At 45.1% G+C, this 20030-nt stretch carries 17 protein-coding genes; 3 read left to right on the plus strand and 14 right to left on the minus strand.

Going from position 1 to position 20030, the window contains the following annotated elements:
* Positions 1–19: 19 nt before the first annotated feature.
* The 3 genes from T426_RS25410 to T426_RS24605 all read left to right on the plus strand — a co-directional run bounded on the left by T426_RS25410 (position 20) and on the right by T426_RS24605 (position 6464).
* Positions 20–2428 (plus strand): glucoamylase family protein, encoded by a 2409-nt coding sequence (locus T426_RS25410; protein WP_051569058.1) that lies wholly within the window; start codon positions 20–22, stop codon positions 2426–2428.
* Positions 2429–2516: 88 nt separating this feature from the next.
* Positions 2517–4826 carry a beta-glucosidase BglX gene (gene bglX, locus T426_RS0120665; protein WP_081782378.1) on the plus strand — a complete coding sequence of 770 codons (2310 nt, stop codon included), beginning with the start codon at positions 2517–2519 and terminating at the stop codon, positions 4824–4826.
* A gap of 18 nt (positions 4827–4844) precedes the next feature.
* A complete protein-coding gene (locus T426_RS24605; RefSeq protein WP_025863773.1) occupies positions 4845–6464 on the plus strand; it encodes a sulfatase family protein in 1620 nt (539 codons plus the stop codon).
* 97 nt (positions 6465–6561) lie between these two features.
* Here T426_RS24605 and T426_RS0120675 read toward each other — a convergent pair whose 3' ends face one another.
* From T426_RS0120675 to T426_RS26045, 14 genes are all read right to left on the minus strand, one after another.
* Positions 6562–8361, minus strand: coding sequence for a hypothetical protein (locus T426_RS0120675; protein ID WP_025863772.1), 1800 nt, complete (start codon positions 8359–8361; stop codon positions 6562–6564).
* Positions 8362–9194: 833 nt separating this feature from the next.
* Positions 9195–10706, minus strand: coding sequence for an acyl-CoA dehydrogenase family protein (locus T426_RS0120685; protein ID WP_027586231.1), 1512 nt, complete (start codon positions 10704–10706; stop codon positions 9195–9197).
* Between the two features lie 254 nt (positions 10707–10960).
* On the minus strand, positions 10961–11812 hold the full coding sequence (locus T426_RS0120690; protein WP_025863771.1) for an MBL fold metallo-hydrolase: 852 nt from the start codon (positions 11810–11812) through the stop codon (positions 10961–10963).
* Positions 11813–11956: 144 nt separating this feature from the next.
* Complete coding sequence (locus T426_RS0120695; protein WP_025863770.1) at positions 11957–12595, minus strand: YdbC family protein; 639 nt, start codon at positions 12593–12595, stop codon at positions 11957–11959.
* A 258-nt stretch (positions 12596–12853) separates the two neighbouring features.
* Entirely contained in the window at positions 12854–13189 is a 336-nt protein-coding gene (locus T426_RS0120700; protein ID WP_148303700.1) for a hypothetical protein, read from the minus strand.
* Between the two features lie 23 nt (positions 13190–13212).
* Positions 13213–13881: a porin family protein gene (locus tag T426_RS0120705; RefSeq protein ID WP_025863768.1), complete on the minus strand. Its 669-nt coding sequence runs from the start codon at positions 13879–13881 to the stop codon at positions 13213–13215.
* Between the two features lie 2 nt (positions 13882–13883).
* On the minus strand, positions 13884–14360 hold the full coding sequence (locus T426_RS0120710; protein WP_025863767.1) for a hypothetical protein: 477 nt from the start codon (positions 14358–14360) through the stop codon (positions 13884–13886).
* Between the two features lie 230 nt (positions 14361–14590).
* Positions 14591–15514 carry a DUF6263 family protein gene (locus T426_RS0120715; protein ID WP_025863766.1) on the minus strand — a complete coding sequence of 308 codons (924 nt, stop codon included), beginning with the start codon at positions 15512–15514 and terminating at the stop codon, positions 14591–14593.
* Positions 15515–15728: 214 nt separating this feature from the next.
* Positions 15729–16310: a Swt1 family HEPN domain-containing protein gene (locus T426_RS0120720; RefSeq protein WP_025863765.1), complete on the minus strand. Its 582-nt coding sequence runs from the start codon at positions 16308–16310 to the stop codon at positions 15729–15731.
* A complete protein-coding gene (locus T426_RS0120725) occupies positions 16303–16929 on the minus strand; it encodes a DUF5343 domain-containing protein (RefSeq protein WP_025863764.1) in 627 nt (208 codons plus the stop codon). Before T426_RS0120725 ends, T426_RS0120720 begins: the two co-directional genes overlap by 8 nt.
* A gap of 147 nt (positions 16930–17076) precedes the next feature.
* The gene (locus T426_RS0120730; RefSeq protein ID WP_025863763.1) at positions 17077–18369 is read right to left on the minus strand and encodes an AAA family ATPase; all 1293 of its coding nucleotides are present in this window, start codon (positions 18367–18369) and stop codon (positions 17077–17079) included.
* Entirely contained in the window at positions 18356–18667 is a 312-nt protein-coding gene (locus T426_RS0120735; RefSeq protein WP_025863762.1) for a hypothetical protein, read from the minus strand. The genes T426_RS0120730 and T426_RS0120735 overlap by 14 nt, the downstream gene beginning before the upstream one ends.
* A 189-nt stretch (positions 18668–18856) precedes the next feature.
* Positions 18857–19498, minus strand: a complete 642-nt coding sequence (locus tag T426_RS25415; protein ID WP_027586234.1) for a hypothetical protein — start codon at positions 19496–19498, stop codon at positions 18857–18859.
* Positions 19499–19797: 299 nt separating this feature from the next.
* The coding region (locus tag T426_RS26045; RefSeq protein ID WP_211253580.1) for a hypothetical protein at positions 19798–20030 on the minus strand (233 nt) is incomplete at its 5' end.

The raw sequence follows: 20030 nt of genomic DNA on the forward strand, positions 1-20030 counted from the left end.
ACCATTAACTGAACCGAAAATGAATAAAAGCAGGCTAGTCGTTCTCATCATTTTAATCGGGCTTTTCCGCACCACATGGGCACAGGAAGTGACCTTCTTCACGGAAGGAACGGACGCGACTTACTACGACCAGGGACTGGTGGATGTGGCCAATCTGGGCGAAAGCACCTTCGAGCATACCTATCCTCCGGGAGCACCGCAATACGACGATAAAGTTCCCTGCTCAACCACGGCTTACCAGGGAGCTACTTCGCTGAAATTTAATTACACCTCCTCTCCTAACGGAAACTGGAAAGCTACGATCTTTCGTAACGACTGGTCCACTGCCGATATCTCGGGAATGGATTCCATTTCGTTTTACGTTTACACGGATAATGCCTTCCCGGCCTCAGCCTTGCCGCTAATTGGCATAAGGGCAATTCAGGCGGGTGGCACTTCCGAAGTTTCTTCCCAGCTATACGCGCTGGCCGATTACAACAACGACCTTCAAACCGGACAATGGAACCGGGTTACCTTTCCGCTAAGCGTGATCTTTAACGATACAAACAACAGCACACTCGATTTCACGAAAGCAAAGGGAATCATTTTCAACCAATCGGAGAACGATAACAGCTCGAGGCTGATCCTGCTCGATGAAATTACCGCATTCAAAAGTATCAGCGAAGTACCGGCAGTCACCGGGCTAACTGCCAAAGGTTACGACAGTCATGCTGAGTTGAACTGGACCATTCCTATGAACGATTTGTCTTACCAGATTTATGCGTCATTCGATGGTGGTCAGACTTTCGAACTCAGAGGCGAAACCGCGCAGAATTATTACCTCGACTTTGTCCCGGCAAGTGCAAAAAACTCAACCGTCACTTACCGTGTTATTGCGACAACACAAGGAAAAGAATCCACTCCAGCTGAGCAGACGGCTACTCTAAGAGACTTTACGGATGATGAGTTGCTGGACATGACCGAACGGTATGCGTTTCGCTATTTCTGGGACGGCGCTCACCAAGCAACCGGCATGGCGCTGGAACGCTCCAACGGTAGTGGAACAACGGCTGCTTCGGGTGCCACCGGAATGGGCCTCATGGCTATGATAGTGGCTTATGAACGGGAATATCGGCCTCGCGACGAAATCAAGGACCGAATTCTAAAAATCCTGAATTTCCTCGAAAACTGTGACCGTCACCACGGAGCATGGTCCCACTGGTACGATGCCGACACATATAAAACAAAGCCCTTCAGTGCCGATGACGACGGCGGCGACCTGGTCGAAACCTCCTATGTGGTGCAAGGCCTCATTGCTCTAAAAAACTACTTCACGGGAACGGATGACAAATCGGTTCAAATCAGACAAAAGGCTGACGAGCTTTGGAAAGGCGTAGACTGGGACTGGTACCGGCAGGATGGGCAAAATGTGCTGTATTGGCACTGGTCTCCCAACTACGGTTTCGCCAAAAACATGAAAGTGCAGGGCTGGGATGAGTGCCTCACGACGTATCTGATGGCAGCCGCCTCTCCTACGCACGGCATCCCCAAAGAGGTGTATGAGCAGGGATGGGCTCGTAACGGTAGTATAGTCAACCCACGAACGTACTACGATTTTCCCATCAGTTTGTCACCCGATTGGGGCGGTCCGTTGTTTTGGATTCACTACTCCTTTCTGGGCATCAATCCGCACGGTTTGAAAGACCAATATGCCGACTACTGGCAGGAGAATGTCAACACGGCGAAGATTCATCACGCCTACGCAGTCGACAATCCAAAGAATTTCCCGAATTACAGCGACAAGTGTTGGGGCCTCACCGCCAGCGATGATCCGGATGGCTACTCCGCACACCGGCCATATGACAACGACAACGGAACCATCAGCCCGACGGCGGCTCTGGCCAGCATGCCTTATACGCCCGCTGAATCCCTGAAGGCATTAAAATATTTCTATCGCGAGCGCGGACAGAAACTATTTGGCTTGTACGGACCTTATGACGCCTTCAATGATAACGTAAACTGGGTGCAACCAGCCTACATCGGAATCGATCAAGGTCCCATTGTGGTGATGATTGAAAACTACCGGACCGGTTTGCTTTGGAACACCCTGATGAAGGATAGCGACGTACAGGCCGGATTAGATGAGCTCGGCTTTCAGTACCAAACCTCAACCGACGCAAACGATATTCTCAGTAACAAACAGGAATTCAGCGTATATCCGAATCCGGGAAGCGGACAGGTAACCATCTACTTTCCGGCTGTCAATACACAGCGTTCCGTTGATGTGAATGTTTTCTCTCTCGACGGACGGATGGTGTTGAAGAAAAACATAACAGGCTCCGGTACTGAGATTTTTTTCGACTGTTCTGCTTTGCCCGACGGGATGTACATCCTGCAACTCGTCAACGGTAACAACTATGGCCAAACCAAACTGGTCATTCAGAAATAAGTTGAAACCGTAGTTTGAGCGATAAGGAAAAACGATAAAGACTAAATACACTATGAAGCAACGAGTGAAAAGGCCCATATCAATTTTGATGTGGTTGACGAGATGGACAAAAAAGCTAAAGCGAAGATTTTATCTGCCGGTAGTGCTGCCAATTTTGGTTGTAGCTTGCACGTCGACAAACCAGCAGTCTCCAATGGATCAAAAGATTGATGCTTTGATGCAGCAGATGACGCTTGAAGAAAAAATTGGACAACTGAACTTACCCGGTGCAGGTGACATTACCACGGGAGAAGCAACTAATTCCGACATTGCCACCAAAATAAAGAATGGTGAAGTGGGCGGACTTTTCAATATCAAAACCGCTGCAAAGATTCGCGAAGTACAAAAGATTGCCGTTGAGCAAAGCCGGATGAAAATTCCGTTGATCTTTGGTATGGATGTCGTTCACGGTTACGAGACAGTTTTCCCAATTCCTTTGGGACTTTCTTGTAGCTGGGACATGTCCCTGATTGAACGATCGGCTCACATCGCAGCCATTGAGGCCAGTGCCGACGGAATCTGCTGGACCTTCTCTCCGATGGTTGATATTTCGCGTGACCCGCGCTGGGGACGAGTAGCCGAAGGAAGCGGTGAGGATCCGTACCTTGGAGCCGAGATTGCCAAAGCCATGGTAAAAGGCTATCAAGGCGATTCGCTGACGAAAAACAACACGATTATGGCGTGCGTGAAGCATTTCGCTTTGTACGGCGCAGTGGAAGCCGGCCGTGATTACAACACCACCGATATGAGTCGTATCCGCATGTACAACGAATACTTTCCGCCTTATAAAGCTGCGGTGGATGCAGGAGCCAGAAGTGTGATGACTTCTTTTAATGAGATTGATGGTATCCCGGCCAGCGCCAACAAATGGTTACTGACCGAGGTTCTGCGCAAGCAATGGGGTTTTAAAGGCTTCGTGGCAACCGATTTTACTGCCATTAATGAGATGGTCTCTCATGGCTTAGGCGATTTACAAACGGTTTCGGCGTTGGCGCTGAAAGCCGGTGTCGACATGGACATGGTAGGCGAAGGTTTCGTTACGACACTAAAAAAATCGCTGGAAGAAGGAAAAATCACACAGGATGAAATTGATCGTGCCTGCCGCCTCGTTCTCGAAGCCAAATACAAGTTGGGACTTTTCGATGATCCGTATCGCTACTGCGATACAGAAAGAGCAAAAGAAGACATTTTCACGCCTGAACACCGTCGGATTGCACGTGAGACGGCTGCTCAGAGTTTTGTTTTACTGAAAAATCACCAGAATATTTTGCCATTACAGAAAAAGGGAACCATCGCCCTCGTTGGACCTTTAGCCAATAACCGCGAAAACATGGACGGGACCTGGAGTGTGGCAGGCGATTTCAAAAATTCAGTTTCGCTGCTGGACGGCATCCGGAATGTAGCGGGTGACAAGGTGAAAGTGATTTACGCCAGGGGCACCAACGTGGTTGCCGACTCAGCACTGGAAGCGCGCGTAAGCATATTTGGTAAACCCACCTACCGGGATAACCGTCCGGCTGATGTAATGATTCGTGAAGCGGTCAATGCGGCCCGCAAAGCTGACGTGGTTGTAGCAGCCTTGGGCGAAGCCGCTGAAATGAGCGGGGAAAGCTCCAGCATGTCGCATATTGAGCTACCTGAAAACCAGCGCGAACTACTTAAAGCGTTACTCAAAACAGGAAAGCCGGTGGTGATGGTGCTCTTTAATGGTCGCCCAATGGCCATTAAGTGGGAACAGGAACATGTTCCCGCCATCCTCGATGTGTGGTTTGGTGGAACAGAAGCCGGTAACGCTATTGCAGATGTGCTTTTTGGCGATGTCAACCCTTCCGGGAAACTGACGGCTACGTTCCCGCAAAACCTGGGACAAGTACCGATCTACTACAACCACAAAAATACAGGTCGGCCGCTTCCGGAAGGAAAATGGTTCACGAAATTCCGCTCCGACTATCTTGATGTTTCGAATGATCCGCTTTACCCGTTTGGATTTGGCCTGAGTTATACTACCTTCGATTATGGTAAGATGAAGCTGAGTAGCGACTCCCTAACAGGTGATCAGACGTTAACCGTTTCAGTTCCGGTAACCAATGCGGGAGACAGGGATGGCAAAGAGGTGGTTCAGCTCTACATCCGCGATATGGTGGGAAGCGTAACCCGTCCGGTGAAGGAATTGAAAGGATTTCAGAAAATCGACCTGAAAGCTGGCGAAACCCATACAATAACTTTCAACATCACTCCCGACGACCTGAAGTTTTACAACTACGATTTGAAATACGACTGGGAACCGGGTGAGTTCGAAATCATGGTTGGCGGAAATTCAAGAGATGTACAATCAGCCAGGATAAACTGGCAGAAATAACTCGCTAAACACTAGGTTATGGAATCTCATCGTTTAAAAGGGAAAACACTTGCAGCCGCCGGCCTGGGTGCTTTAAGTTTGTTCTCTGCCTGTACCCAAAAGACACCGGAGCCTAAAAAGCCCAACATCATTTTCATCATGAGTGATGATCATGCCTACCAGGCCATCAGTGCATACGATCAAAAGCTGATTCAAACGCCCAACATTGACCAAATTGCCAACCAGGGAGCACGTTTCGATCACTGCTTCGTCACCAATTCCCTTTGCAGCCCAAGCCGTGCTGTGATTCTTACCGGCCAGTACAGCCACCGTACCGGCGCCAGGGACAACTCTTTTTCCATGCGCATCGATTCGGGGATACCCACTTTCCCTATGCTGTTGCAGAAAGTGGGTTACCAAACTGCCATCGTTGGAAAATGGCACCTGCTCAACAAACCGAAAGGGTTCAATTACTCTTCCATCCTGATTGGTCAGGGGAATTATTATAACCCCGATTTTATTACCAATGGCGACACAGCCCGGGCGCACGGCTATGCGACTGACATTACCATGGACAAAGCGCTTAATTGGCTTTCGAGTATGCGGGATAAGAACAGTCCATTCTGTCTGATGATTCACAACAAGGCGCCGCACCGCGACTGGCTGCCAGATACGACGGATTTCCATGAATTCAGCAAAGACCTTCCTTTGCCGGCCACGTTATTCGACGACTATTCCGGACGTGGAAAAGCCGCTCACGAACAGATGATGGAAATTGACAAAAACATGCATTTGTATAATGACCTGAAATATAATGCATCGGGACCGATACCCAACGACGCACCTTCCGATTTGCACCGTGAGCTTAACCGCATGGACAGTGCTCAGCGTGCCACCGTACTCCGGTTTTACGCCAACGAAGATGCCCAGGTAGATACCTCGAAAATGACGCACCGGGAATTCGTTATCTGGAAATATCAACGATACGTCAAAGATTACCTCCGGTGTATCCGTTCCGTTGATCGGAATGTGGGCCGGTTGCTGGATTACTTGAAACAGGCTGGATTGCTCGATAATACCCTGATTGTCTACACCTCTGACCAGGGGATGTATTTAGGTGAGCACGGCTGGTTTGATAAACGGTTCATGTACAAACAGTCGTTCCGGACGCCGCTGCTGATGCGCTATCCGCCCAAAATCAAGCCTGGCACCCTTGTCGATGGCATGGCAATGAATCTCGATTTTGGTCCAACTTTCCTCGACCTGGCAGGTATTCCGAAACCGGACTACATGCAGGGAACCTCATTGGTACCGTTATTTAGTGGAGAAGCACCGGCAAACTGGAGAAAGGCGGTTTACTATCATTTCTATGAATATCCCGGCTGGCATGCCGTGAAAAGACATTACGGTATCCGGACACAGCGCTATAAACTCATCCACTTCTATTACAATGTCAACGAATGGGAGTTATATGATCTCAAAAACGATCCGGACGAAATGCAGAATGTATACGACAACCCGGATTACAGGCAAGTCAGGGATTCGCTGACCGTTCAGTTGCGCTTACTGCAAAAGAAATACGGGGATTCCGACTCACTGGCAGAGAAATTTTTGGAGCATGATAAACCAATGATGGATAGATTTAAGAACGTTTATTAATGAACGTGAGACATTGGATTGATTCTATCTGAAAGCCAACTATCCATCTAAGTGTAGAATTCCCCGCCTGATGCATTGCAACGGGCGGGGATATTTTTTACTTCAAACTTTCAATTTCTCCTACCAGACGTTGCAGCGTCTTTTTGCTGTTGTCCAGTTCGGTTAAAATGCCTGCTTTGGTGTCGTTGAATTTCTCTTTCGCTGAACTAAACAGTCCCTGGTAATAGGTAATTCCTTTATCGAGATTATTCGCAAAAGAAGATAAGTATTTTTCCTGTTTTGCAGTCACCGATTTTTTAGTCTCGTCTACTTTATCCTTCAGGTAATCGAGGTAAATCTTCAGTTCTTTTACAAACATATTGGGTCGGTCAGCCCGCGCCATCATATTACCGCGACCATAAATGTGATCGGTAATCTCTCTCAGACTAACTACTTTATCAAAATAGGCCATATTCGGTCCGGGACAAACGGATACTCCTTCTCCTTCGTCAATGGTGTCGAGATGGTGTGCTTTCAACGCCGAGGTTCCCAGTCCTACACAAATACACGATTTATCGATGATCTGGTCTACTTTTTCCTGGTAAGCTTCCGGTGTCATACCCTCTTTATCCAGCTCTTTCATTTTCAGCAGCTGGTAATGACGAGAGGCCGGACAAATTCCCTTTTCGGTGAATTCATTATTCAGCGCCACATATTTTTTCGGACACGGACTTCCCGGCTTGCCACCTTCGGCCCAGGCCATTTTCTCTACATCTTTCGTGTTACCACGAAGATTATTAAACGGCACGCCCAATGGCGATATATTACTTAGGTACAAATCGCCCTCTTTGGCATCTGCCAACTTGTTCATGGTTTCATCATCCACGCTGGTGGCTTCCGGAACCAACAGAAAGGGTGACCCCCATCCCACTGAATCAATCTGATAATGATCGATGAGGAATTCGTGCTCTTCAGCGGTACCAACACCTCCCTGAGCCGTAATTTTCAGTGGAAGTTCTTTCTCCGGAACTACACGGTTTTTTGCAGTAAGGGCCTGTACCATGATTTCGTGCACCCCCTGAATCAAGTCTTTCCGGTTGTCCCGGAATTCGGCCAGGATGGGTCCCATCAGGTTACCTTCGGTGGCAAAAGCATGACCACCGCAGTTCAATCCCGATTCAACCCGGTATTCCGAAACCCACAATCCCTTTTTTGCCAGAAATTTTCCCTGGATGAAAGCAGAACGGTAATCACTTACCTTCAGCACAATTTTCTTTTGAATGTAACCGCTGGCATCCGGATAGAAGTCATCGAAATTTTCCAGGTAACTGTACAAACGCGGATTCATCCCCGCCGAGAGGACAATGCTCGAATGCAAATTGCTTTGGGCAAATCCACGCAACGCAGCGTGCGCATCGTTATATTCAACCGGCAGTTTTTCCTTTTTCAGGTAATTGTCTTTATCAATCTTGGTCATGATGTTCACGTCGATGCTTCCCAGCGAAAGATTCTCCCGGAGCCAACTACCAACTTCATCCCAATTGACATATTTTGCCGTTCGCTTTTTGAACTCCTGCTTGATGGACGAGCTATCCGGCAACATGTTGATATATTCCCTTATCTCCTCTCTCTTCCCCAATGCCGCACTTTTCAACTCTTCGAGCTTGCGTTCCGCCACACTGTTCATCAGGTTGAGATAGGAAGTAATCCGCTTAGCCCGGAAATCTTCAATCTTCTCCGTGATTTCCTGGTAAGGCATTTCGAACTTCTCGCAATACATTTTGCGCAGTTTCTCCAACAGCATGTCGTCCACCAGTGAAATGACGGAATCAATGCCCAGATGCGCAACTTTTAAGGGGGTATCAATGGTATATCCAATTCCCATAACAGGAATATGAAACGAGTGAGTGTTTGCCATAATGTAGTTTGTTATTCAGTAAACGTTGGAATCTACGGGTAGGGTGGCTTACGGGTATTCTCTTTTTGACCTTTGGGAACTTCCGGCAGGTGGGAAATTATCTCTTCTTCCTCTTCAAATCCTTCATGCCGCCACTGCGTGTCAGGCAACGTTCAGCTTTTTATTTATTCATGCTATTGTCATTCAATTGGCACAAGATAGCTGAAATTTAAGCGCATCAGCGATTTGCCTGCTTATATAGACTTCTTCTGCATTACGCTTAGCGATTTCAGGTTGAGCTGCGAGGGTTCAGGTTAAAGGGGTTTCTGTTGTTCCTATCGTTAAAAGGTTTCAGGTTACGCTACGCGATTTCAAGTTTCAGGTTATGCTTTATTTTAGTTGTGCTCCAATAGTTACGATGTTTTTTCTGTTACTCGAAGCCTTACAGATAATATATACATAGCAACTTCTTAAATGATTCGTCCCCTACATCGCCCATAGGCGATACGTGCGTTTGCCCGTCAAAGTTGCCCGGGCAGGAGTTGGGGGGAGCGGTTTTTGGCGGGGATTCAGGATTGTGGGTAGGGAAGAAAATAACCGTGACGCGGGTGGAAGGATCACTTTGACAAGATTTTTGCAATACTTTTCATCGAATGGAAAAGTATGAATAATCTGTTAATACTATCCGTGTCCATCCGCGGATGATCTCTGCTTTAGCGGGAAAAATCGTTATGCTTTTTGCGTGAAATATCTAATTGAAGAAGAGTTTCAAGTATTAAGAAAGATACCAGACAAAAAAAGGATGTCATCCCTCAGAGCGATGACATCCTTTCACATATTTTTGATTGAAACGCTTAGCTGAACTTCAGCCACGAACTATTCTCCTGATATTCGACTACCGGAGCCGTTTGTGTCTGAAACTTGTATGAGCTCACCAGCATCGCAATGTCGTGCCGGATGGTTTCGATGCTTTCCTGAATCAAATCGCCGCGAAAACCTTTTGCTCCCAACGTAACCACGTGATTGGCCGCAATCACCTTGCTGATGATTTTGCCCAGGTCGACCACTTTCCGCTGAGGCAAATCGAAATCAACCTTGAAGTTCACCAGTGACTTGAAATAATCAGCCGCGCGATCAGTGAGGTTGTACGACTGGAAGAAATCCAACAGATTCATCACTTTCTGCTTGCGCATCATTTTCAGTACGCCTTCCGAAATCTGGGTGTACAACATGTCGTTCGAGCCTTCGAAAATCTGGAACGGACGAGAGTCCATAATGCCCCGTGAGCCCACGCTCTCAGCTTTGTAACCATTGGCTCCCATCAACTGCGTCAGCGTTTGAGCCGCTTCCTGCATCAGGTCGGTGATGTATGCTTTCATACTGCCGGCTTCCACCGCATCGGGCGATAAATCATGCTCTATACCGCTGTGTTCGGCACTGCGCGAACACATAGCTGAACTGATGGTAAACGCACTTTGAATACGGGAAATCTGGTGTTTCACCTGGTCGAGCGACATCAGTGACTTACCTCCCACGAAACGCGAAGTCACCTGCCCGATGGCATCATCCAGCATCCGGTGAATAAAGCCCATTCCCATACCCGGGAACTGGAACCGGCTGCGGTGCAACAAGTCCATCATCAGTTTCAATCCGGTGGTTTCCGGCTTCAGTTTATTCTCTTCGGGTACTTTGATATCGATCTTGTTTTTCCCGTAAGGAATCGGATATAGCCCGATGTTGTTGTAATACTCTTCTACTTCAATACGCTGCTCGGGCTGATGCGCGTCACAAACAAAAAAGTCGATATCGCGTCCCAACCTGTCGTCCCCAATTTTGGGCCGCGAGGTCATCAGCCAATAATCGGCCATACCTGTCAACCCTTGCCAGTGCTTGGTTCCCTGAATATGATATTTTGCCCCCTCTTTTACATTAAACGTATGCATGTTTAGAGCATCGCTGCCATAGTCGGGCTCGGTAATCATCAGTCCCCCCATGTTCTGCTTCTCCATGAATCGTTTGAAGATGTCGCCTTTGATTGAATCCTGGCCATATTTCACCACCGGTTCCAGAAAAAGAGCCATGTTGATGCCGAATACCAACGACAACGGCAACGACTCGTACGACGCCGTTTCCAAAACGCCCAAACATTCCTTTACCTTCACGCCCCTGCCGCCATAGGCTTCAGGAATGGCTACCGATAACGGATTCCGGGACATGATGTCACGCAATACTAAGGCAGGAAAACCCCGTTGCTGAATAAATTTCTCAATGTTGTCCCGCTCATAAAAAACACTTTTCAATGTCTCCTTCAGCGAGTTGAGAAATGCGCTAAACGGAACCTGTCCTGTACTTTCAGTAATAGTCATTATTGTATCTTGTTTGATGTAAATGTCATGCTATTTAAAACGACTCTAAATTTACGTTTAATCATGCAGAATCCATAAACGAATATCCGACTACTACAGCGTTCATACAGACCATAATGTTCACAGATTGCAAAAAAAAACAGTATAAATGTGATTATGATTAACAGAAGCCTCTGCCCAATCCAATTTTCGGACTTGTGTGTACAGCATAACTCCTGTTCTGTTATCCTGATACAATTATTCGTAAGACAGGTTTACTCATTGAAACTGTATATCATAGTGTCCATTTTCTGCTCAAACACTTTTACATCCGTTTGCTCTTTGAAATGCTCAGCGAAAAGGCGCTGATTGTTGGGGGCCACGTGCATCACCACAATCACCTTGGGTTGGATGCAGCGATTCAGAATGTCGAGGGATTTTTCGCCTTTCGTGAAAAACATACGCTCAAGAAAAGCTACATCAATGTTTTCCCGGTTTAATGCCGCGGCTTCATATTCTTTTTCGTTCACCGGATTGGTGTCGCCGCAATGGAAGATTGTCCTACCATTCACCTGAAAGAGGTAGCCCAGGTTTTCAATGTTTTGATGCCGGTTAACCATTGTTCCGGTAGCCGTGTCTTCCTCCATGTAGTGACTGTGCTCCAGACGCAACACACGGACAGAGACTCCTGCTACGTCGAGACAGGTATCGCAATAAAACTCCGGTGTGACCGTAATAACGCGGTAGCGGAAGTTATTCCACTGCGGACATTGCGCCAGTAGGCGTTCGACCTGTTTGGGGCAGATGACTTTCCCTTTTGGATTACTCATCAGATGGTCAGCGACAATATCAGCATCAAAATGATTCTGGTGCTGGTGCGTGACAGCAACAATATCCAACCCGTCAAATGGAGGCCGGGCATGACGCATCGCATCAACCGTTTCCGCCGAAGGTGAATCGCACCAGTTTCCGGCTACCGGCCCAAACATACCATCGATGAGTATTTTCGTGCCACCCGTTTCCGTGAGAAAACCCTCATTGGAAATGTACGTGACTTTTACATTCTCCTGCGCCCGCAATGGATGCATCAGGAATATCCCAAGGACGAGAATGAGCAGTGATTTCATGATTTTGGACGTTTAATTCAGTTTCATATGCTGACCGGTTCCGGGGGAATAAACCGGTTCAGACAAAATGCCTTACATAAATATACGCCATTATCAGGATTAGGGGAGCCATTAAAAACAGGTTAGACAACTGCAGATGATATGTTATGGAATCACTCTCCACGATTCCTCCAGTGCAATTTGCCTCCCGGTAATATGATTCAAATCTTGTCCCACGGCAGCTTTTTCTCTTAAAACCGGCACCTTTTCGTTGGCGTACCGGTCATGATGTTCTGCGGAATCCCGGAACGTGGAAACCAGGTAACGATGCGGTTGGTTCGATGCTTTGGAAAACATTCCTCCCAACATCCCTTCCGATTGTTTCATACCCGGTAACCAGACCGAGCGCTGTACCGCTTCAAAATGCTTTACGCTTTCAGGCCAAACATCACAATCAGCGATGCGTAACAGGCTACTGTTCCTGATTGCTTCTTTCAGTGAATCAGCCTGCCCGTCCATTTCCAGAAGGCTGTCGAAATAACTGACGCTGATGGTGTGGTAGGTCGCCGACTGACGGTTCTCTTCAAAAATCCGATCGTGCAGATTCGCCATGAATTGCTCCAGATGCTCCCGGCTTTCCCAAAAGGCAATGATGCAGGCTTCATTTTTATCTTCGATATTCCATCCACCGACTTGTGCAAGAAATCCTTCCGCTTCAGCTGTCGAAATCCATTGCTCCTGCGCACGGGAAAAAGCTTCCCTCATTCCCTCCTTCACCTGGCAAACAATCCATTTGATGTACATGCTTTCCTTCGTTTAATGCGAACACTGGTATAAAGCTCAGGAAGTAAACCGAAAAATGCAGGAAATGTTGAGGGCTTATTCCGTCGGAAGCGGTAGCTTGTGTTGCCGTAAAAAGAAATCTATTATGTTTAATTGTGATTAATCAGTTTATTGGTGCCCGAAAAGTGGTCGGGCGTTAGACGATGATTCCAAAAAGTGCACAGCGGTATCCTTCCGCTATTGAAACAGAACCCCTGCCAGAAAACCGTGTGTGGCAAACTAGTGTTTAGCCGAATCAGGTTCTGCGCGAAGCAATGTGTTCTTGTGATAATCCGACTTCCAAACACAAAAAAGATCCTCGTTTTCGGGCAAATTCAATAGCCTGACAACATCTTTAAAATCCTTTTTGCGAATATTGGCTATACGGTTGTCGATGATTTTATAATTCTTCAGAAAATACTGAACGGACAACGAATCATTCTGCACCTGTCTCCTGATATGATTTAAAACCACATGACACTCGCCTTCCATCATGAAAACAATGTTCGTCTTCTTCTGCCCAAAACCAAAATGCACAGAGAAGACCACCAATAGAGCTAGTACTACTCTTTTCATCTTCGTTAGGTTCTTATTAGATTCTATTTCTCACTTCTCTTGCCCAGCCGGTATACCACGCCAACCAATAAATTTGTTGAACTTATTTTTGTCTTCGCACGACTAACTTCAGGATCATTAATATCATTGAGCCCCATGGTGTGTCGCAACTCTATTGTTCCCACCATTCTTCTATTGATTTCAATACCACCTCCCAGACCACCCGACAAACCAATACTCCACTTCTTATAATACTTTGTAAAATCGGCCGATTCCCCTGACCCATCAAACCCAAACTCGACTTTTGTCAAGTGACTAAGTGAGGGACCAATATCCGTGTAAAATTTAATCTTCTTTCCGAATGTCAACCGGGCAAGCAGTGGTATGGTTAGATAGTTAAAATGATAGTACATCCGTATATTTTCCGGCTCCTGAGTAGGAACCCCATATAGCGGAAAATCTATATTTATCCTCTTCTGGTCAATAAACAGTCCTGTTCGGATGGATATCAATTTCGGGAAGTTATATTGAACAACTACTCCTCCTAAAAATCCAATATCAGAACTGCCGTATTCCTTATAACTGTCATTGTCTCTCAACGATGCCAGGCCTCCTCCTACTTCTATTCCAATATCAAACCGGTTCGTTTGCCCAAATACGTTACCAGCAGAGAAAACAACGAACATTAATAATAAAATGCCCTGCTTTTTCATATTCACGACTCCGTTGGTGACACCAAAGGTGCGCTGGACGTTTCGCGTTTGCCACGGTGGGTCCGGTAACTCCGGATATACAAAACCAGTCCCAGCAGGAACAACACCGGTCCCATCCGCAAATGCTGGCCCGCATAGGTTAAATTGATGTCCTGCATCAGCGATGTCCACTCGAAATAAGTGGCGTATAAGGTGATGAACAGAAAACCCAACCACAGCCTTCGCTGCAGCTTATTTTTTCTGGTTTTCAGGAACAATAACACACCTGCCAGAAGGAAAAACAGGTAGCCAAAAATGGTCGAAGTCAACGATAAGTCGCCCGATTGCCCGGCGTAATCGAAGAGCGGTAGCGGAATGAATTTTATCGATACGCCGTGGGAAACAAACCCGTCGGAGAGGTTAAACTGCAGCCGTACGAGGCTGGAAAAGACGAGGCCCAGTATCAGCAGGCCCAGTAGAATTTTTTGTTTGGTCGTCATATTGTTTGGATTTAAAGCAACCCGTTGTGCGATAAGACTCGAGGTAGAGAAAAATCAAAGTTTTATACCCTCTCCCGGGAATTCGGGGCTAAAGGGAAACTCCGATTTTTCAGGCTTCCCCCTTTAGGGCCGGGGTATAAAGCCTGAAAAATCTTCACCTCATTCATTCTCACACAACGGCTCACAAGTTTCATTCGTTGGTTATGAAATCAACCGGTTGTTGCCGGTGGTTATTTATCGGTAAATGTCATTTCGTTGTGCATCGTCATCGGAATTTGCATGTCGTTCGGCATTTGCGCATTGGCTTTAATGATCGTCGTGCCCTGCATTTCCTGCTTCAGCCTGGCTTCTTTTATCCAACCGGTTGCCTTGTCTACTTTTATCTCCGACGTCATCGTTCCGTCCATGTTGTATTTCATCTGCATGCCGTTGTTTTCAACAAACTCGTCGGGGTCGGATGTCTTAATTTTCGAATCGCCCGTAATCAGGTAATCGCTCCCCTCATTGGCTTTGTAAGTGTACGTCGTGGTAATTTCTATCGGCATACCCGATTGTTGCTTATTTTCCATCACCCAGGTATCGCCCGGAGCAACCGGTTTATCGGGATAAATGGCCAGGGTCATCTCTACATTTCCTTTAAACGCATCTTCGCCGTACGAGCGCACCAGCTGCGCTTTCATTTGTGCCTTCTGTTGCTCGGGAAGCTGTGGTGAATCCGCGAACATCGAGTCGAACAGCTTGTCGAGGTTCTTCACCTCGGTAATCTTTCCCTGTTTGGTCATGGCTACCTGGAAAGGACGATTTTTCATGGCCTTCAAAACCGAGGAGAAGACATCCGACGCATCATTCTTTTCCGAGCTGAACTCCATGCTTCCCTGCGGCATTTGCATCGACAGGCCCAGGCTGTCGTACTGCACATCCATGTGGTAGCCCGCAGCGGTAACTGCTGTCACCTTGAAGGTCATGCTGCCTTTGATTTCCATCACAATCTTCATCTGTTGCCCCTGCACTTGCTGGTCGATGGTAACATGCGAATCGGTTATCTGAGTATACGCTTTCCCCTTTTGCAGGTGAAGCGATAATTCCGTTTTCTTCGCCTGGCAGGTAAACGCTACACCCAAGGCTACAATGGTTGTTAAAAGAAGTTTTTTCATTGTGTTTTTAATTTATGTTGTTGTCATCAATCTGATTGAAAAAAGGTTTTCGAATAAATTAAATCGCTAACAGTTGGTACATATTGTGGAGCGTTCCGAAGTTTTGAAATCGAAAAGCATTCATGTCCACGAGGACTGGATGGCGATGCCAAAATCCGAATACGACATAGCACCGCACCCGCAATATAATCAACAAAATATTAGCAGCAGTTTTTTAAAATCCAATTTGTTTATTCCAATCTCTAATATATTGTTCTATTCTTTTAAATTCAGATGGCAGTAACAGGCGATTATGAGCAATGTAATTTCTTGCTTTTTCCAACTCGTCCATTCTTTGCTTAATCCAATGTTGTGATGGAATCAAATCTGAGAAGTTCACCCAATTGTTTACTATAATATCGGATAAGTGTCCGAACTCAACAAACTCAATAATTTCAGTATTATCTCCCTCAAGCCAAGAGTTTTGCATAGCCGTCTCTTGTCTTTTTTGAGCAAAGTTTTGAACAGATTTAGGTACACCTTTCTCCCACCAGTCAGAATCATACTTTTCTTTTAATCTCTCTTTGATTAATTCTCGAACAGAGTTCTCAAAGCAATTTAAGAGAGTATAAATTCTTGCCATTCTTAAAGCTTCATTTCTAGTCCCAACAGGGAAGGGAGATAGAATTTCTTCAAGTAAAGATTTTTCAACTTTTTCTTGGTCCGCACCAATTCTTATACCTGCAGATTTAAATCTTTCTGCCTCAGCCTCAAACATCAGTGCCCTAAACATCCATTCTCTGATATTCTTACTCATCTATTAAATGTGCTTTTAGTGACTTAAAAATTGCATTATAGACCTCAATATCTTTTGTGGCAGGCAAATGTATTTCTATATTATATCTCAAATTTGGGACAATTGGTGGTTGAGCAAAAGCTGGTTTAGTCGGATTTTCTTTCTTTATTTCTTTCTGGGTATCAGGTAATTTTTCTTTCAAATTATTAGATGGAGTAGACTTCGATTCTATATCTGCTCTTTCAAGTAATGTTAAAAAAGTGTTTGCCATGAAGCCAGCGACTTGATTACTGACATTATGTGTAGATTTGAATAAGCCTGCAATAGCTGGTTTATCATTTGCACTAGGCTTTTCATTTAAATGAAAAATTTCAGAGTATGCTTCTTTAATTGCTTCTCCCAAAACTCTTGAAGATATTGATGTGTTTCTGTAGTCATGATAACGTTGAGTTGGAGTTCCATCATCCGATAAAAATTTTAAATCTTTCAATAGTCCCACAACCGCTCTGTCATTACTACTAGCAAAACCAATTTTCTTTAAATGTTCAGTTGTAAACTTTTCAGGAGCTGTGCCTTCTATAATCTTATCTAAAATTGCAGGTAGATTTTTAACACTGTTCAAATATTTTTTTGTTAACATATCTTTGTTTTTTAAAATGACTACTAACGGTAAATTTTATATTGTCATAGTGGCTGGCGAGTGATTGTCTATCCGATTAGGGCTACATACACTGTGGTAATCCAAGCCATGTATACAGATACAACCTGCTATGCAATATACAAAACGCTAGTGGTTGTTTTTATTTTTAAAAGGTATCACAAGTTGTCCTTCATTGTTTTTCAAGGAATTTGGTGCTCTATATTTGTCGGGATATGTCATAACAACAGCAAGAGTATGTGCTAGCGTGGGATTAGTTACAAATAATACTTCACCATTATATCCGGTTCTTGTGAGGAAGTCTGCATCTACTAATTCACATATTGCATTTTCCACTTGCTCAAATTCATAAACATTGTAGAAATGATTAGAAATACTATCCCAATTGTGGATTTGCCCTATACCTTCTTGATATAAATACAGTAAAACCTCTTTTACGATATCGTTATTGTTAATGACTGCTGCTAACTTTGGAAATATATTTACAAAACGTTTTACATTGTTGGGAGGATATTTTTTGCATGTATTCACAATATCAGCCTTGCTTATTCTCGTTCTATTTTCACCTTTCAATGCTATTTCAAGTCCTAACTCATTTAAACTTTTAAGCAGACCATTTGCGGCTTCATAACAATACTGCTTACATATTCCCAAGTCTTCTTTAGTAGCATATCCCTTTTTGAATTCTTTCTCAATATGACTTATGTTTAATTTATCAAATCCTTGTGTTAGAAATCTCCATGATTGTTGTCTATTAGCTATCGTTCCCAAGCTAATTTCTTTTAATCTATTTTCTAGAGATTTATTAAAATTTATTAATCTTCGGAAAATATCATCTGTACCAACAATAATCAATCTAGCATTTTTATTAACATAGCTCTCTGTTAGAAGTTTGCACATTTCTCCAATGTTTGTTAAGATTTCATCCGATGCTCGTTCAAAATCATCGATTAAAAGAGTGATATTTTCTTCTTTCATTATTTCACAAATTTTGTGATCAGTAAAACTTGCTACTGTTTTTTCTTCTAACTCTAAATTTTCTAAGCTATTATCATTGGATGTAATGCCAAAGTGAACTTTAAAAACAGGTAACCCTTTATCTAATCCAGCATCTATTGATGTTTTTAGTGTACTATTTTCATTCTTTTTTGCTCTAAGTAGATTTAAACAAAAATCTTTCCATGTCATATTTGTTGTAATCTGAATAAGCAGAAAATTTATCTTTTTCCTTTTTAAAACAGTTAGAGCTAAAGAAGATTTTCCAGTTCCGGTTGGCCCATCAATACAAATATTTACACCTAACTGATCAGTCAATTGCTCAAGTATTTTTTCTTCGGTTCTATCCATCCAGAGCTGATTTTTCATGTTCCCATCTCTTGGGGTTGAATAAAAAACATTACTTATTTTTTCACTCCATTGCATAACTTTGAGTTTTATTCTCGTTAAAGCAGTTTAAATAACCACTATCAATTGTATCCGTAGTGTGCATATTTTTCCTTAAACATGATGCCAAGGTGTTCATTCGTACCTTTCCATCATTCATTCCGATCCAGTCGAAGTAGTTTCCGTTACCCGCTGAGTTGTTTCCGCTGCGTGCGACTGTAATTCCGGCAGTCGAAACTGACTTTCCGGCAGTTGCCGAGACCTTTCCGTTGCCGCCGGAGTTCATTCCGCTGCACGCGAACTGTTTTCCGGTCCTTCGGAAGTTGTTTCCGCTCATCGTTCACCTGTTTCCGTTACTCGTCGGGATGGTTCCGCTAGGTGGGTTGTAGCTCCTTCCGATCATCGGCCCTTTAAAGACCCCCGGTGACTGTCTCCGGCACAGCACCGGGGGAATCCTTCTCTCCTGTTCCTTCGTCCTGTCGGGGCCGGGAAGGGGCTTTACTCATTTCACCTCGTGCCGCGGAAACTAATCAACAATAACCCGTGCACGGGTGTACTCCTCATAAAAGTCTGGGTCTGTAAATTTGAACCGAATCATCAGCTTGTCGAGCTGGTTATTCAGCAGGTTGTTGGCTTCGTCGAACAGGTCGCCCAACACCGTTTTGGCGGCAAACGCCTTGTTGCGGATGGTGCGCGGCTGCCCAATGAGCGCCTTGAAATTATCGAGGCTCGTTTCCACCTCCACTATCATATCCTCGGTGAGCATGTAATCGGTCAGGTTCGCCATGTTGTTCCGGGCCTCGGCTATCACTGGCGTAACCATGGTCTCCACTTCCGTCTCGCGGCAATTACGCAATTCCGAAGCAGTAATTTTCACTTTGTCGGCCAGCACCGGGTCATCGTTCATAGCGGCGTAAGCCTGCAAAATCCCCGAAATGATGACCGTTTTCTCGGCCACTCCGTTACGCACATCGGCTTTGTTCTCGGTGACCGCTACACTGGCAGGGTTGGTTTTTTCGTTCTGGGCAACAATCCGCTGAATGATTTCGTCGAACTCGTTCTTCCGGGCCAAAAACACCGGAATCACGTTCCATTTTACGGAATAATTGTCCATCGCCGTCTGCGTATTGATGAACATGCGCAGATGGTTGTTTTGCTTTGCATCCATAGGCTAAATCATTTTTATGGTTTGATATTAGGTTAATCCCGGTTGCCGGTAATTGACAGTTTATTTTCCCCTACTGCCGGCGGCAATCCGTTTGTTTAATTGTCTTGATCAATGAACGCGGATTTCTCTTTTTCCACCTAATGAATGCACAATGGTATCGAAGATAATACATTATGATCAAGAATCACAAAAATAATAAGCTGTTTTATAATAGTATTCGGTTAAAGATTAGAAGGGTTTCTGTTGTTCCTATGGTTGAGCTTCGCGGTTTCAGGTTGTGCGACCTTCGACTTTTGTCTTCAAGGAATTTCCACTTTGCCGTTATTCGCTGGAAGTTCGCAGTATCCAAAGAAGGCTATCCAAAAAGGTCTCTTGGGTGAGTAGATAAACAAACATAACTGCGCGGCCACAATATATCCTGTCCCCACCGGACCGGCAGTTAACGGAACATCGAAGCGTAACCTGAAACCTGTAACCTGAAACCCACTAACGATAGTAACAACAGCAACATCTCTAACAATAGAAACTACAG

The sequence above is a fragment of the Prolixibacter bellariivorans ATCC BAA-1284 genome (genome assembly GCF_000621705.1).
In the GTDB taxonomy this organism is placed as follows: Bacteria; Bacteroidota; Bacteroidia; order Bacteroidales; family Prolixibacteraceae; genus Prolixibacter; species Prolixibacter bellariivorans.

Coding starts and splice junctions, on each gene's coding strand:
- T426_RS0120700 (WP_148303700.1), bottom strand. CDS start 13,189: ATGAAAAGAGTAGTACTAGCTCTATTGGTGGTCTTCTCTGTGCATTTT.
- T426_RS0120710 (WP_025863767.1), bottom strand. CDS start 14,360: ATGACGACCAAACAAAAAATTCTACTGGGCCTGCTGATACTGGGCCTC.
- T426_RS0120735 (WP_025863762.1), bottom strand. CDS start 18,667: ATGAGCGGAAACAACTTCCGAAGGACCGGAAAACAGTTCGCGTGCAGC.
- T426_RS0120695 (WP_025863770.1), bottom strand. CDS start 12,595: ATGTACATCAAATGGATTGTTTGCCAGGTGAAGGAGGGAATGAGGGAA.
- T426_RS25415 (WP_027586234.1), bottom strand. CDS start 19,498: ATGGATGCAAAGCAAAACAACCATCTGCGCATGTTCATCAATACGCAG.
- T426_RS25410 (WP_051569058.1), top strand. CDS start 20: ATGAATAAAAGCAGGCTAGTCGTTCTCATCATTTTAATCGGGCTTTTC.
- T426_RS0120690 (WP_025863771.1), bottom strand. CDS start 11,812: ATGAAATCACTGCTCATTCTCGTCCTTGGGATATTCCTGATGCATCCA.
- T426_RS0120720 (WP_025863765.1), bottom strand. CDS start 16,310: ATGAGTAAGAATATCAGAGAATGGATGTTTAGGGCACTGATGTTTGAG.
- T426_RS0120730 (WP_025863763.1), bottom strand. CDS start 18,369: ATGCAATGGAGTGAAAAAATAAGTAATGTTTTTTATTCAACCCCAAGA.
- bglX (WP_081782378.1), top strand. CDS start 2,517: ATGTGGTTGACGAGATGGACAAAAAAGCTAAAGCGAAGATTTTATCTG.
- T426_RS0120725 (WP_025863764.1), bottom strand. CDS start 16,929: ATGTTAACAAAAAAATATTTGAACAGTGTTAAAAATCTACCTGCAATT.
- T426_RS0120705 (WP_025863768.1), bottom strand. CDS start 13,881: ATGAAAAAGCAGGGCATTTTATTATTAATGTTCGTTGTTTTCTCTGCT.
- T426_RS0120685 (WP_027586231.1), bottom strand. CDS start 10,706: ATGACTATTACTGAAAGTACAGGACAGGTTCCGTTTAGCGCATTTCTC.
- T426_RS0120715 (WP_025863766.1), bottom strand. CDS start 15,514: ATGAAAAAACTTCTTTTAACAACCATTGTAGCCTTGGGTGTAGCGTTT.
- T426_RS0120675 (WP_025863772.1), bottom strand. CDS start 8,361: ATGGCAAACACTCACTCGTTTCATATTCCTGTTATGGGAATTGGATAT.
- T426_RS24605 (WP_025863773.1), top strand. CDS start 4,845: ATGGAATCTCATCGTTTAAAAGGGAAAACACTTGCAGCCGCCGGCCTG.